The sequence below is a fragment of the Acinetobacter sp. YH12108 genome, from assembly GCF_013419055.1.
In the GTDB taxonomy this organism is placed as follows: domain Bacteria; phylum Pseudomonadota; class Gammaproteobacteria; order Pseudomonadales; family Moraxellaceae; genus Acinetobacter.
The window spans coordinates 55,323-70,462 of sequence record NZ_VPAW01000015.1 but is presented as its reverse complement, the minus strand read 5'-3'; the positions used below and the strand labels follow the sequence as shown (position 1 = coordinate 70,462).

13 protein-coding genes are annotated in these 15,140 nt (G+C 43.9%); 8 read left to right on the top strand and 5 right to left on the bottom strand.

Features of this window, described 5'->3' with window-relative positions; all coding sequences use genetic code 11:
- Window positions 1-9 precede the first annotated feature (9 nt).
- The 4 genes from FTU46_RS10890 to FTU46_RS10875 all read right to left on the bottom strand — a co-directional run bounded on the left by FTU46_RS10890 (window position 10) and on the right by FTU46_RS10875 (window position 5,194).
- Complete coding sequence (locus tag FTU46_RS10890; protein WP_166137954.1) at window positions 10-1,428, bottom strand: phosphomannomutase/phosphoglucomutase; 1,419 nt, start codon at window positions 1,426-1,428, stop codon at window positions 10-12.
- A 419-nt stretch (window positions 1,429-1,847) separates the two neighbouring features.
- Entirely contained in the window at window positions 1,848-2,300 is a 453-nt protein-coding gene (gene dut / locus FTU46_RS10885) for a dUTP diphosphatase (RefSeq protein WP_180104962.1), read from the bottom strand.
- Between the two features lie 65 nt (window positions 2,301-2,365).
- Entirely contained in the window at window positions 2,366-4,405 is a 2,040-nt protein-coding gene (gene rep / locus FTU46_RS10880) for a DNA helicase Rep (protein WP_159124471.1), read from the bottom strand.
- 135 nt (window positions 4,406-4,540) lie between these two features.
- Window positions 4,541-5,194, bottom strand: coding sequence for an OmpA family protein (locus FTU46_RS10875; RefSeq protein WP_159124472.1), 654 nt, complete (start codon window positions 5,192-5,194; stop codon window positions 4,541-4,543).
- A 253-nt stretch (window positions 5,195-5,447) separates the two neighbouring features.
- Here FTU46_RS10875 and FTU46_RS10870 point away from each other — a divergent pair, with 253 nt between their 5' ends.
- The 6 genes from FTU46_RS10870 (at window position 5,448) to FTU46_RS10845 (ending at window position 10,014) form a co-directional block, all read left to right on the top strand.
- Window positions 5,448-6,374, top strand: a complete 927-nt coding sequence (locus FTU46_RS10870) for an acyltransferase (RefSeq protein ID WP_180104961.1) — start codon at window positions 5,448-5,450, stop codon at window positions 6,372-6,374.
- A gap of 17 nt (window positions 6,375-6,391) precedes the next feature.
- A complete protein-coding gene (locus tag FTU46_RS10865; protein ID WP_180104960.1) occupies window positions 6,392-7,456 on the top strand; it encodes a preprotein translocase subunit SecA in 1,065 nt (354 codons plus the stop codon).
- Window positions 7,457-7,614: 158 nt separating this feature from the next.
- Window positions 7,615-8,325, top strand: a complete 711-nt coding sequence (minC, locus tag FTU46_RS10860) for a septum site-determining protein MinC (protein ID WP_180012842.1) — start codon at window positions 7,615-7,617, stop codon at window positions 8,323-8,325.
- Window positions 8,326-8,389: 64 nt separating this feature from the next.
- Complete coding sequence (gene minD / locus FTU46_RS10855; protein ID WP_166137968.1) at window positions 8,390-9,202, top strand: septum site-determining protein MinD; 813 nt, start codon at window positions 8,390-8,392, stop codon at window positions 9,200-9,202.
- 2 nt (window positions 9,203-9,204) lie between these two features.
- Window positions 9,205-9,477, top strand: coding sequence for a cell division topological specificity factor MinE (gene minE, locus FTU46_RS10850; RefSeq protein WP_004783265.1), 273 nt, complete (start codon window positions 9,205-9,207; stop codon window positions 9,475-9,477).
- Between the two features lie 249 nt (window positions 9,478-9,726).
- The gene (locus tag FTU46_RS10845) at window positions 9,727-10,014 is read left to right on the top strand and encodes a PA4642 family protein (protein ID WP_004783267.1); all 288 of its coding nucleotides are present in this window, start codon (window positions 9,727-9,729) and stop codon (window positions 10,012-10,014) included.
- Window positions 10,015-10,075: 61 nt separating this feature from the next.
- Here FTU46_RS10845 and FTU46_RS10840 read toward each other — a convergent pair whose 3' ends face one another.
- Window positions 10,076-13,126 (bottom strand): DNA translocase FtsK, encoded by a 3,051-nt coding sequence (locus tag FTU46_RS10840; RefSeq protein ID WP_166137971.1) that lies wholly within the window; start codon window positions 13,124-13,126, stop codon window positions 10,076-10,078.
- 238 nt (window positions 13,127-13,364) lie between these two features.
- Here FTU46_RS10840 and trxB point away from each other — a divergent pair, with 238 nt between their 5' ends.
- Both trxB and aat read left to right on the top strand, forming a co-directional pair.
- Complete coding sequence (gene trxB, locus FTU46_RS10835; protein WP_034704432.1) at window positions 13,365-14,324, top strand: thioredoxin-disulfide reductase; 960 nt, start codon at window positions 13,365-13,367, stop codon at window positions 14,322-14,324.
- 83 nt (window positions 14,325-14,407) lie between these two features.
- Window positions 14,408-15,139 carry a leucyl/phenylalanyl-tRNA--protein transferase gene (gene aat, locus FTU46_RS10830; protein ID WP_180002415.1) on the top strand — a complete coding sequence of 244 codons (732 nt, stop codon included), beginning with the start codon at window positions 14,408-14,410 and terminating at the stop codon, window positions 15,137-15,139.
- Window position 15,140 lies beyond the last annotated feature (1 nt).

Genomic DNA, 15,140 nt, shown 5'->3' with positions numbered 1-15,140 from the left:
CGCCTCTCCTTATTGAGCATCTAAAATGTCTTGAGCGATCTGTGGATAACGGTCACGCAACATGGATACAAACAGATGTCGAATTTCATTCAGGCCTTGTGCATCATTGGCATCAAAGCGCACCGTGAAATATTCACCCGTATTGGATGCTCGAATGATGCCAAAACCATCATCAAAATCAAGACGTATCCCGTCAATTTTACTGATTTGTGCATTTAATTGCGTAGATTGCTGCTCAACAAAGTTTAAAAGCTCAACAGGCTGCACCTGATGAGTGGAAATATATAAGTCTTCAGTTCCGTGACGTTTTGGATAAGCACGCAAGGCTTCACTTAAAGTCATACCTTTCTGGTCCAGATATTCCATGACCCGGAGCGCCGCATAAAGACCGTCATCATAACCCCAGCCACGTGCGTCATTAAAAACATAATGCCCGGCATATTCACCACCAAAAATGGCCTGATGCTGGGATTGCGCCAGATATTTACGCAGGAATGAGCTACCAGTACGAATCATCACCGGTTTTCCGCCCAGGCGTTGAACTGTATCGCGAATCAGGGTTGAACATTTAACGTCATAAACAAACTGACATGCTTTTGTGCCAGTCATACAAATTTCTGCGAATAAACAGAGAAGCTGATCAGCACTAATAATGACACCCTGCTCATCCACCAGTACCAACCGGTCCCCATCACCATCTAGGGCAATACCCAGATCCGCCTGCTGTTGCATGACAACCTGACGCAAGGTTTGTAAATGTGCTTCCTGAGAAGGATCAGGCGCATGATCAGGAAAATGCCCATTGGCTTCACAACGTAAGGCGGTAACTTCACAACCTAGTTTTTGCAGCACCAAGTTGGCACAACGTCCTGCCGAACCGTTCAGACCGTCCAGCACCACTTTAAATGGGCGCTTCAGCTGAATATCTTCAAGCATTTCCTGCTGATATTGCAGACAAAATTCGGGAATAATTTGGTGAGGCAAATCATTCAGACACGATAAAGAACTATTTACATGAAGTTTTGCTTTTTGTGCGACCTGCTGAATCATCTCGGGACAAGGCGGCTCCCCTGCAATAATCCATTTAATTCCATTATCTTCTTTAGAATTATGGCTGGCCGTGACCATCACACCATTACCATCAAACTGACGCGCTGTGTAGTACAGCATCGGACTGGAACAACAGCCGATAATGACGGCTTCAATAGCATAGTCTTGAAAAATACGGCGAATGGTTTCAGCAAAAGCCGGACTGCTGATTCGGGCATCATAGCCAATCGCAACCCGAGTCTGTCCCGCAGCTTGATATTGCTGAGCCAGACCATGCGCAATAGCATCAATCACACCTGTACTGAGTAAACTGACTTTACCTCGGATATCGTAGGCACGAAAAATGTGAGCCGGAAAGGGTTGATTCATGGATCCCATAAACTGTTCTTTTCACTATTGAATATAAGGAGATAAAATAATGATTAAGCAATCATCATGACTTTAAACATTTGTTTTTGTTTTAAGACTCTGTATTTTTATATGAATTGAATGTGACAATCAATTATAAAAGTATAATTATTAATCTTTTATGTATTTAATTTGTATAACTAGTAAAATAAATAAACCTGACTAAAAATGACTTCTTGCATTATTTATCATCTATTTTCTTAAATTCTGAATGATTTTATTTTTCTATTTAAATGATACTAAAAATTTATTTAAATATTTTTCATTGAAATAAAATTCAAGAATAAAGTTTATTAAATAGCTCTGTCATTTTTTTATTATTTTTATGATTAAAACTCTAAAAAAAGATGACTTAACTCAAAACATCCAAGTTAAGTCATCCTTTAATTTTAGTTTTTACCAGTATGACCGAAACCGCCCGCGCCACGCTCGGTTGCTTCAAACTCATTCACCAGATCAAATTCGGCCTGTACCACAGGGACTAATACATATTGGGCTAAACGCTCACCAGGTTCCAGGCTAAATGCCGTCTGACTGCGGTTCCATACAGAAACCATCAGCTCGCCTTGGTAATCTGAATCGATCAGACCCACCAGGTTACCTAAAACGATCCCGTGTTTATGACCTAAACCAGAACGTGGCAAGATCAAACCAGCAAATGCTGGATCTTCAATATAAATTGCCAAACCAGTTTTTACTAAAACTGTTTGACCCGGTTCAATCACAGTCGTTTCGTTGACACATGCACGAAGATCGAGTCCTGCTGAGCCAGTCGTTGCATAAGTCGGCAATGGCCATTTCTGACCCAGACGTGAATCAAGGACTTTCACCTGAACTTTCATGTATTTATTCCTGTTGTTTAATATCAAAAAATTTAAAGAATCAAAATCGTAGTGTTCTGTTACTTTTACCGTTTAATCAAGGCGCGTAAGTTGTCTAAGTAATGCTGAGCCTGCTGTTTTGGATCAATATTGCCTGCAAGTTTTTTCTTGCGACCTAACCATTCCAGTTCATCTTCTGGCAGCTCATCCAGGAAGCGGCTTGGGGTCATCTGTTTCATCTGTCCACCCGCCTTACGCTGTTCCGCTAAGGTAATAGTCAAGCCCTGACGCGCACGGGTAATCCCCACGTACATTAAACGACGTTCTTCCTCGACTGTTTCGGCAGCAATCGAGTTCTTATGTGGCAAAATTTCTTCTTCCAGTCCGATTAAGTAGACATAAGGAAATTCCAGACCTTTGGATGCATGCAAGGTCAGAAGGTTAACCTTATCGGTATCTTCTTCTTCCTGCTGCTGTTCCAGCATATCGAGAAGCACCATCTTACGGATGACACTTTCGATATTCTTTTCATCGACATCTTCTGCACGATTGATCAGACTCTGAATACTGCTATACAGCACTTCAATATTATCGAGTTTGGTTTTTTCCTGTGCCGGCGTCGCTGCGGATTCCTTGATATAGTCAATATAGCCTGCTTCAACCATCATCTGGCGGATAATCGGTACGGGCTCATCATCTTCCAGCAAGTTGCGGGTAAAGTTATTGATGAAATCTGAAAATTCTGCCAGTTGTGTGGTCGCTTTCTTTGGGATCACCATGGTCAGACGTTGATCGCCTGCTGCTGACAGTAGAGACAGATTATTTTCCTGGGCAAACAGACCGAGTTTTTCCAGCGTCACCGGGCCAATGGCACGTTTCGGTGTGTTAATAATCCGCAGGAAAGCGCTGTCATCTTCCGGGTTAATGATCAGACGCAGGTAACTCATAATGTCCTTGATCTCTGCACGCGCAAAGAAAGACTGACCGCCAGAGAGCTTGTAAGGAATCTGCATCTGGCGCAGCTGAGTTTCCAGAATACGTGCCTGGAAATTACCACGATACAGAATCGCGTAATCTTTCCAGTTTTTACCATTCATCAGCTTATGCGTGATCAGGTCTTTCACTACGCGTTCTGCTTCATCATCATCATTACGACAAGTGATGACCCGAATCACTTCACCGTGACCTTTATCTGACCAGAGCTTTTTATCAAAGATATGCGGGTTGTTGCCAATCACGGTATTGGCAGCTTTCAGAATACGACTGGTGGAACGATAGTTCTGTTCCAGCTTGATCACTTTTAGATTCGGGAAATCCTGTTGTAACAGTGCCATATTTTCTGGCTTGGCACCACGCCAGGCATAAATCGACTGATCATCATCCCCTACAGCGGTGAACTGTCCCATGACCCCAACCAGTAATTTCACCAGAATATACTGTGCCGTATTGGTATCCTGATATTCGTCCACCAACAGGTAACGCACGCGGTTCTGCCATTTATCCCGGACTTCGGCATTTTCTTGTAGCAGACGCGTTGGCATCACAATCAGGTCATCAAAGTCTACGGCGTTATAGGCACGCAGATTACGCTCATACAATTGATATAAATGTGCGAACTGAACATCTTCCGGGGTTTCACAAGTCGTGTGAGCCTGTTCTGGTGGAATCAGGTCGTTTTTCCAGTCTGAAATCATCTTCATGGCTTTAGCAATGAGTTCTTTGCTTTCAGCACCTGAAAGATTATCGCGATGCATCAGATCCATCAGAATCCGCTTACAGTCATCGGCATCCAGAATCGAGAAATTATTTTTTAGCGGTGTGTGTTTGAGCTCTAAACGTAATAAATTTAGACCAAAAGTATGGAAGGTCGAGACTGAAAGGCCTTTGGCTTCTTCTCGGGTCAGCAATTTGGTGACACGCTCTTTCATTTCACGTGCTGCCTTGTTGGTAAAGGTCATTGCCGTGATCCGGTGGGCCGGAATACCACAATGCTTGACCAAATACGCGATTTTTCTTGTAATTACCGAGGTCTTGCCTGAACCCGCTCCGGCAAGTACTAACAAGGGTCCTTGAGTATATTTCATGGCTTCAAGTTGCTTGTCATTTAACTGACTGGCGAGTGACATATGGCTTCCTCTTCTAGATTCGGCTCCGATTATAGTCATCTCATGCCCAGATGCCTAATTGAAAATTCATTTTCCTGCGTCATCTTTCAGACATAAAAAAACCACCCGAAGGTGGTTTTTCTGCAAAATCAGTGATTACTGAACGGCATATACTGCGATTTCAACACGACGGTTTTGTTCTTTACCAGCCGCAGTTGAGTTATCTGCGATCGGGTTCGCTGAACCAAGACCTTGTGCATTGATACGAGTACGTGCTACGCCTTGACCAGCAAGGTAGTTCGCAACAGATTGTGCACGTGCTTGAGACAATGGAATGTTGATTGAGTCATTACCAGTGCTGTCTGTATAACCAGTTACCAAGATACCGCTTTGGCTGTCTTCAGTCAGAACTTGGGCAACTTTATTCAATGTTGCATAGAAGTTTGGTTTGATGTTTGACTTGTTAGTGTCAAATGTAATCGCACCAGGCATTACCAAGTTGATTGAACCGTCTGGATTACGGTTTACATCTACACCAGTACCCGCAGTCGCTTGACGTAATTTTTTCTCTTTATTGTCAAGGTAAACACCCGCTGCACCACCAAGTACTGCACCAATTGCAGCTGCACGGTTGTTTTGACGGCTAGTATTGGCATTACTTTTAGAAATACCATAACCTGCAGCAGCACCAATTACTGTACCCAAAGCTGTTTTGTCGTACTCAACACCACCCAGGTTATTGCCAGTAGTTTGACAACCTGTAAGTGCTACTGCCCCTGCTACAGCTGCTGAAATTAATAGTGCACGCATTGCATGCCTCCTTTGTAGTGTAATTTGTATCTTAGGTCAGATAATGATTTAAAAATAATGGGATAACCATTGAATTTTTGTTAATAATAAATCTTTTAGTAATATTTTATAATGTTTATGTGTAACCAATTTCCTGAATTTCATCATAGTTTCTTCATAGTTTAACGATCGGACTTTTCTATTCGCTCAACTCCCTCTATATTGTTCAAAATGTGATGAAATTTAGACGATTATTCTCTGGGACTGTTTTTATATGTCATCTAAAAGCAAGCAACAAACGACTTTAAAAAAACTTACCCGTGGCCTCACGGTGACATCTGTCATGACTGGCAGTACTTTTTTTCATGGACCATTCGTAATGGCTTTGGGGCTGACCAAACTTTTTAAGAAATCTTCCAAGATTGATGAAACTAATATCAAGATTACCAATAGCTGGTTGGGCGTAAATAACTGGCTGATTGACAATGTCCTGAAAAATACCGAATGGCAAATCAGTATTGACGAATCTCTGGATCTGAACATGCAGGGGCGTTATTTAATGACCTGTAATCATCAGAGCTGGGTGGATACCACGGTAAACCAATATTTCGGTTTAACGCGCATGCCTCTCACCCGCTTTTTTACAAAATGGGAACTAATTTTTATTCCATTTGTAGGTCAAGCCTTTAAAATTCTGGGCTTCCCGATGATGAAAAGGCATAGCAAGGAACAGATTGCCAAAAACCCTTCCCTGAAATATCGGGATATGGAAGAAGCACGTAAGGCATGTGAACAACTGGTTAGCCAGCCATTTACCTTGCTGAATTATCTGGAAGGTACACGTTTTACCCCAGAAAAGCATGAACAGCAAAAATCGCCTTATAAGCATTTGTTGAAGCCTAAGGCGGGCGGTCTCGCGCTGGCACTGAACATTCTGGGGGACAAAATTGATGCACTGGTGGATATGACTATTGTTTATCCTGACGGTGTGCCAGGTTATGGGGAATTCTGGTTAGGCGAAGTCCCGCGTATTGCCGTGAACTTGAGAAAAATTGACATTCCAGACTGGGTACTCGGCGGCAATTATGAAGATGATGCAGATTACCGTGCGCGTTTCCAGCAATGGGTAGACCAAATCTGGACTGAAAAAGACCAATTAATTGAGCAAATGCAGCAGAACCTGATTTCCGCTTCTGCCTGACATTTGCCAGAGAGACTATGAAGAACGACAACCCGGACCTCGTGTCCAGCTCATTTAAGTTTATTCGCAAAGGCACCTGGGGCTGGAAAATTGCACTGATTTATGACATTTTCATGATGGTTGTCATCATCATCAATTTGTTCTGTCTCTGTGCCAATGCCATTCTGATGAGCGATTTTGGGCACTGGTTGTTTGACTTCATTCGCTTGCCTGATGTCTTGCAGTTTTATAAAAGTGAATTACGTCCCTGGGTAATGATTACCGAGGGATGGTTTACCACCTTCCTGATTATTGAACTCATCGTTCGCTGGTTCATTGCCATTGTTATGCGCCACCATGCCCGCTGGTGGTTCTTTCCCTTTGTGCACTGGTATGAAATTTTATCCATCATCCCACAGCTACGTTTTCTGCGTCTGTTACGTGCAGTCGCGATTGGCTACAACCTGCATAGCCATGGATACAAAGTCATACCGGCAAGCTGGTATAGACGGGGTAATTTCTACTATAACCTGCTGATGGAAGAACTTTCGAGCCGTGTAGTATTGACGGTACTGGATGGCATTAAACGTGAACTCAGCACCAGCACATCACATAAACAATTAATTGATGATTTGGTGGAACATCACCGTAAATTACTGGCTATTGCTTTGGCAGATATCTTGCAAGAGTCTTTGGGCAAGGAATTACAGGCACAGCGCTTCATGATTTCAAAAAATGTCGGGCAAGTCGTCAATCAGGCCATTGAAGATACACCTGAACTCACTCAGCTTCTGCGTCTGATTCCCATTGTGGGTGGACGGCTGGAGCGCCAGATCCAGAGTATTGGTCAACGTCTGGGAGAAAATATCACCCAAGGCCTGATTGATCCTTTTACACATAGCGGATCACAAGAAAACCCGACTTTTGCCATGATTTCAGATAAGATTAGCCAGATTCAGATTGAACATAATCCACATATTGATAAATTAGTCGAATCGGCTGTTTTTGAAACACTTGAAGCCATTCAAAAACAGGTCAAAGTAAAACAGTGGCAACAGATTTTAGAAGAACACGAACAAAATCAGGGCTCAATAGATAGATGAGTTTTCATTTGCAGACTCGGCTAAGATAAGCTGATTCTATTCGTATAAAAAAAATAACTTGGATCGCTAGAGAATTAACGAAATTTGTTCTAGGATTTGCACTATTTACAACATTGCTTCGACATAAAACAGCAAGTCAGAAGTATTAAGGAAAAATTATGGCTGACATACGGATAAAAGGCAGAATGGTCAATGCGCTACGCATTAGCCTCGATACCAATGATCATGATGCAATCCGCCAGCAACTGAAACCAAAATTACAAGCGGCTTTTCCGCCAGGCACATTGGCGGTAATTGAAAGTTCAGTCGACCAGGAACTGATTGCCCTGATCCAGTTACTGATTGATCTCGAAGTTCAACCTATGGCAGTGACTGAAGGGATTCTAGGTGATCAGGCTCGTGCAATTCAGTTCCCTGTTCTGCCACCTGACCGTCAGTTGCAGGAAATTAAGGCGACCAAAGAACAGGTCGTGGAAGTCAAACCTGAATCTACTGCTGACGATGAAAAAGCTGATGCAGCACCGATTGTTGCGCATGTGACCTCTTATCACGATGAAATTCTGCGCACCGGCCAATGCATTGTGCAGAATCAGGGTGACATTATTATTACGGCCGGAATTAACAGTGGTTCAGAAGTGATTGCCTCAGGCAATATCCATATTTATGGCAGCGCGCGTGGCCGTGTGATTGCAGGTGCGGGTGGCAATACTGCAGCGCGTATTTTCTGCCATGCGCTGGAAGCCGAACTGATTTCTATTGCAGGTACTTACTGTGTGGCCGACGACATTCCACCGAATGTTGTGAAAAAACCCGTGCATATTTACTTGAATGATCAACAAGAGCTTGTATTTGAAGCTCTACAATTTTAATGTATAAATAAACACCAAAAACCCCATTTTATAGGGGATTTGAACCATAACAGGAGTGGATTCGGTGGCGAAAATTGTTGTCGTAACATCAGGCAAAGGTGGCGTAGGTAAGACTACAACAAGTGCATCTTTTGCAACAGGTTTAGCCCTACGTGGCCACAAAACTGTGGTAATCGATTTTGATGTAGGCTTGCGTAACCTTGATTTGATTATGGGCTGTGAACGCCGTGTAGTATATGATTTTGTAAATGTTCTCAATAACGAAGCACGATTACAACAAGCACTGATTCGCGATAAAGATATTGAAAATTTATATATTTTACCTGCTTCACAAACACGTGATAAAGATGCTTTAACTGATGAAGGCGTAGAACGTGTAATGGATGAGCTTTCACAGGAATTTGATTATATCGTGTGTGACTCACCTGCAGGTATTGAACGTGGTGCCATTTTAGCCATGTACCATGCAGATGAAGCTATCATTGTGACTAACCCTGAAATTTCTTCAGTACGTGACTCTGACCGCATCATTGGCATGTTAGATAGTAAAACTAAAAAAGTAGAACAAAACGAAGGTCGCATCCGTAAACACCTGTGTATTACCCGTTTCAATCCGGAACGTGCCGATAAACAGGAAATGTTAACGATTGACGATATTTCTAAAGATATTTTACGTGTTCCAACCTTAGGTGTTATTCCTGAGTGTCCAAGCGTTCTACAGGCATCGAATGAAGGTAAACCAGTGATTCACTTTACCGAATCTGCCGCAGGTCAGGCTTATGATGACCTTGTAGCACGTTTCCTGGGTGAAGAGCGCCCTTACCGTCATATCGAAGTAAAACCTAAGGGCTGGTTAGCACGATTATTTGGAGCGTAAACATGGCTGGATTCTGGAGTAAACTTTTTAGTAGCGAGGATAAACCATCAAGCGCACAAACCGCGAAAGACCGTTTGAAAGTCATTGTTGCTTCTGAACAGGGTTTGGGGCGCCGTTTGAGTCAGGATAAAATTGACCAGATGAAGACAGAGATCATGCAAGTGGTCAATCGCTACGTCCGCGGGGTTGATGAACAGCACATTCAGATGCAGGTACGTTCTGAAGCAAACATTGAAATGCTTGAAATGAATATCAATTTACCTGAAGAGCGATAATCTGAATTTTGATTAGTCAAGTAAATTGATTCAAGGCAAAATATGAGCCTCAACAAAGCGCCGCTTTGTTGAGACGCAAGACCAGAAGCTTGGCTTCGCGTAGACTTGATAGTAATTAGTATTTTTTTTACCTCATCTCAAAACGTGAAGTGATACTTCGAATAGACAAAGTGCATGATAAGACTTTGCCTCTTGCGAACTCATATTTTGCCTTTTTTCATGCCGAAGAATTACATCAAGGAGATTGCGATGGCATTATCTCAACCAGCGACCTTTAACGAAGAATGGTCAGATGAGCGTGTATATGCCTACCTGAATCAGCTTCCTCCTGCAGGCGTCAATGCAGATTTTCATGTGCTTTATCATGCATTCAAGCATATGCGTCCTTTTGACTATGAGCGCCTGCTAACCAAATTTGTCGCAGATGGCCGCGATCTTAACGCCACCAATCCGGAAGGACAGCGCATTCATGACGTGATTGCCACTTATCCGCGTCAAAGTGCCGAGTTCCTCGCAGTATTAGAAAAATTTGCATAAGTTGTAATGCATAAAAAAGCCTGCTTAAAGCAGGCTTTTTTAATCGCTAGAGATTCTGGATTTAAACCAAGATCTCACGCTTCCCATTGGCACCCATTGAGCTGACAATACCATTTTCTTCCATCTGGTCAATGATCCGTGCAGCACGGTTATAACCCAGACTGAACTTACGCTGCAAAGATGAAGTTGATGCTTTGCGGGTTTCCAAAACAAAAGCCACACACTGATCATACAGCGCATCTCGATCAGATCCACCATCTCCACCATCCTCAAAGCCGCGACTAGACGGTTCTTCATCAAATGGAGTCAGGATCTCATCCACATAGTTAGGCGCACCACGCTCACGCCATGCATCACAGATCCGGTTCACTTCATCATCGGCAATAAAGGCACCGTGTACGCGCTCCGGCTCAATTTTACCCGGGCCAAGGAACAGCATATCACCATGACCGAGCAGATCTTCTGCACCACCTGCATCGAGAATGGTACGTGAGTCGATTTTCGAGTTCACACGAAGTGCGACACGTGTCGGAATATTCGCCTTAATCAGACCAGTGATCACATCTACTGAGGGACGCTGAGTTGCCAGTAACAGGTGAATACCGGCAGCACGGGATTTTTGTGCCAGACGGGTAATCATCTCTTCAGCTTTCTTACCGACCTGCATGATCATATCCGCGAACTCATCGGCAACAATCACAATCGATGGCAATGGCGTTAAGCGCGGTGCACGTTCCCCTGCGACTGATTCACTCGCTTTCCAGGTTGGATCAAATAGCTCTTCACCATTGGCAAGCGCCTCTTCTACCTTACGGTTATAGTCGCTGAGCTTACGAATTTTCAGGAAAGACATCAGTTTGTAACGACGTTCCATTTCATTCACACACCAGTTCAAGGCACTGACTGCATCTTTCATATCGGTCACAACTGGGGTTAACAGGTGTGGAATATCGTTATAGTTGGCCAATTCAAGCTGTTTCGGATCGATCAGGATCAGGCGTAACTGGTCTGGTGTGTACTTCAATAGCATCGATAGAATCATCGAGTTAACCGCCACCGACTTACCAGAACCCGTAGTCCCTGCTACCAGCATATGCGGTGCTTTACCCAGTTCAGTAATCACCGGATTGCCCGAAATATCCTTACCCATGGCCATCGACAAAATGCCATCTGGATCATTGAATTTTGGAATCTGTACCAGTTCAATCAAACGCACCATTTCACGGCTACTGTTCGGAACTTCAATGCCGATATAAGGCTTACCTGGAATAACTTCGACTACACGTACTGAAGCCATTGACATCGAACGGGCCAAGTCACGTGAAATATTAGTGACTTTGGAAGCTTTCACACCAGGCGCAAGGTCCAGTTCAAAACGGGTCACGACTGGGCCTGGCTGAGCCTCGACCACTTTGGCTTTAACGTTAAATTCCTGAAGCTTGATTTCCAGAAGTTCTGATAAACGGGATAATTGCTCTTCAGTGAAATTCACTTTTTTGTTCGGATCGACTTTATCCAGCAATTCCAGACCCGGCAATGGTGACAGGTCTTTACGGCGCTCAGCGACCTGCATGGCACGTGACATTGGACGACCAGCGGCATCGGTCAGTGGCGCATCGAAGTCAAACTCGTCTTCATCCTGAGGCTTACCGGCAGTTTCATGCCAAGCTTCAATAAATTCTTCTTTGGACAATGCTTCCCGAACTGCTGCATTGGTCGCTGCGGTTTGAGCTGCTGTCTCTACACGCTGAATCGGTGCCTGAACAAAAGCAGAAGATTGGGCATAACTTGATGCACGTACAGGTGCAGGTTTTGGTTCATCAGCTTCAACCAGTAAATCGTCCAGATCCTCAAAGTCCGCTTCCAGGCTGGTATTTTTAATCGCATGTGCAGCCATAAGTGGAGCAGCCGCAGTTGAGCTGATTGTTCCAGCATCTTCTACAATTCTGAGGGATTTTTCAGCTGCTGCTGAATTGAACGGGCTATGCACATCCGTTGCGGTTTTACCTTGCGGGACTGCGGCCAATAACTCATCAAAAATTTCATCATCATCCCAGTCCAGATTATTCTTGGCGGTAGATGATGATGTCACTTCATGAGCATTGTGATTCGTTGACGCAGCTGCAAATGCATCAGGAGAAAAATCAGCTTGCTCTTCTTCTGCAGCTTTAAGCAAAGCATCGATATCCTGCTTGTGACGCTGGTCTTCATTGGAATGTAACGCACGCCACACCTCCCCTGTTGCCACCACACGATCCGGCTCTACTGTTCGCGGTGCTTGTTCCTGAACAGGTTCTGAAGCTGATGTCTGTACAGGTTCAGAAATATCTTCTTCATAGTGGTGAGGCTGGTGCGATTCTTTATCTGCAAAATCCTCAAACAGGCGTTCAGCGACATGATCACGAACTACAGGGTCGACTTCTACCAGATCATGCTCAGGTGCGGCAGTGACTGGTACTGTCACTTTTTTGGCAGCTGCTTTTACCGCTTCTTTTTTCATTACAGGTGCGGTACGGTCAAAATCAGACATACCTTCTGGCACATTACGGTAGAATAGGTCTTGCAGATAAGCAGGTGTTGCCTTGAGACTGCTCCAGGTCTTGTTCCATTTCACACCAAATGCCAAGGTAAACAGAACCACCCAAAGCACCAGCAAGAAAAAAGCTGCGCCATAGACAGTTAGTAATTGTTCAAGACTTTGGCCCAGTTCATAGCCAATGATCCCGCCTGAAGAATTATCCAGCGTATCGGCTGGAACTTGCCAGAACAGGAACAGCAACGCCGATGTAGTCAATAACAGGAAGAATTGGGCAGCATAGCGGAATGGACGGTTCAGGAAGCTGCGCGGCCACCAGACCTGGATTGCTTCCATAAACAGATACACAGGGATCAGCAGGCTTGCCCAGCCGAGAAAGCCAAATAACAGGTCTGAAATCCAGGCCCCTGCAACCCCACTGGCATTTGAAACTGTCTGCGTATCACTAGAGATATGCATCCACCCCGGATCAAATGGTGTATAGGTCACTGTTGCAAGAAACAGATAAATCCCAAATGAGACTAAAAATAATGTCATTACTAAGCGCTGTGCATAGGCACTCGACACCGCTGTCATATACTGTCCTGTAACCAATTCTTCATGAATATTCTTTTGCTGGTATGCTTCAAAAAAAGCGTCGCAATAAAATGCATATTATGCACCTGTTGCATCAAAAAAGATGCATTATTGTGTACTTCTTCTATATAGCCCAAATCGATTTCGATGATCAATAATATCGACTTTAATCTCACACCACTGTTATACAGTTTCACGTATAATTCAATAAATTTCTAAATAAAAAAGGATACAGCGAATGAGCGCACGTCACTCACGACTGATTATTTTAGGTTCTGGCCCTGCTGGCTATAGCGCAGCAGTCTATGCAGCGCGTGCAAACTTAAAACCGACCCTGATTGCAGGTCTGCAACTGGGTGGTCAATTAACCACAACGACTGAAGTAGATAACTGGCCTGGCGATCCTGAAGGTCTGACTGGTCCAGCTTTAATGGAACGTATGCAGGCTCATGCAGAACGTTTCGGTACCGAAATTGTCTATGATCATATCAATGAAGTTAATCTTAACGTTCGTCCATTCGTCCTGAAAGGCGATATGGAAGAGTTTACTTGTGATGCCCTGATCATTTGTACTGGTGCAACTGCGCAATACTTGGGTCTGGAATCAGAAGCTGCATTTATGGGTCAAGGCGTGAGCGCGTGTGCAACCTGTGACGGTTTCTTCTATAAAGAACAAAAAGTGATGGTTGTGGGCGGTGGTAATACCGCTGTTGAAGAAGCGTTATATCTCTCTAACATCGCTTCTCATGTGACCCTAGTTCATCGTCGTGATACGTTGCGTTCTGAAAAAATCCTGCAAGACCATCTTTTTGAAAAAGAAAAAGAAGGCAAAATCAGCATTATCTGGAATCATCAGGTAGAAGAAGTGTTGGGTGATACCACTGGCGTCACTGCGGTACGTTTAAAATCAACTCAAGATGATTCAACTCAGGACGTTGAAGTATCAGGTCTATTTGTTGCTATTGGTCATAAACCAAATAGCACTATGTTCGAAGGCCAGCTAGAACTGCGTGATGGTTATATTCAGGTACAAAGCGGTACCGCAGGGAATGCCACCCAAACCTCTATCCCGGGTGTATTCGCTGCAGGCGATATCGCAGACAGTATCTACCGTCAGGCGATTACTTCTGCAGGTTCAGGCTGTATGGCGGCACTGGATGCAGAAAAATATCTCGATGCAATGGGTAAATTAGACTAAGCAGCGAAAATAAAAAGACCGTCCATCATGGGCGGTTTTTTTATGTATGATAAAAACAGTCTATTTCAAGATCAGGGTTCTGCATGCATCTTCTTCCTCCTTCACAGTACATTTTCCCCAATCCTGAAGAAGCAGATCTTGAGGGTGAAGGCCTGATTTGTATCGGTGCAGACCTCTCCCCTTCTACTTTGTATGAGGCCTATACCCATGGTCTCTTCCCCTGGTTCTCTGAAGGTGATCCGATCTGCTGGTGGAGTCCGGAACCTCGCTGCATTATTCGGCCAGAGGATTATCATCCCAGTAAATCCCTGCTTCGAAGCATGAAAAAGCAGGATTATAAAATTACGGTGAATCATGCTTTTGAAAGAGTCATCCGTTCCTGCTCATTGCCTCGCGCTTATGCAGATGAGACCTGGATTAGTGAAGAGATCATTCAAGGTTATTGCGACCTGTTTAATGCGGGTTATGGTTATAGTATTGAGGTTTGGGATGAAGATCGCCTAGTAGGTGGACTCTATGGGGTGACTATCGGCAAGGGCTGTTTCGGTGAATCTATGTTTAGTACCCAAACCGATGTTTCTAAAATGGCTTTCTATACATTAATGCTGATTGGCAGAGAAAATCAGTTGCCCTGGATTGACTGTCAATTGGTGAATGATCACTTGATGAGTCTAGGTGCCTGTACAATTTCTCGCCACACATATCTTAAATCGTTACAAGATGTGATAAAACAGCTTGCGATCAATTGGAAAAAGTATCAAGACGGTGTATTTTCAAGTAAAACAATAGCGCAGTCTGCGCGATTAAGTGAATGAA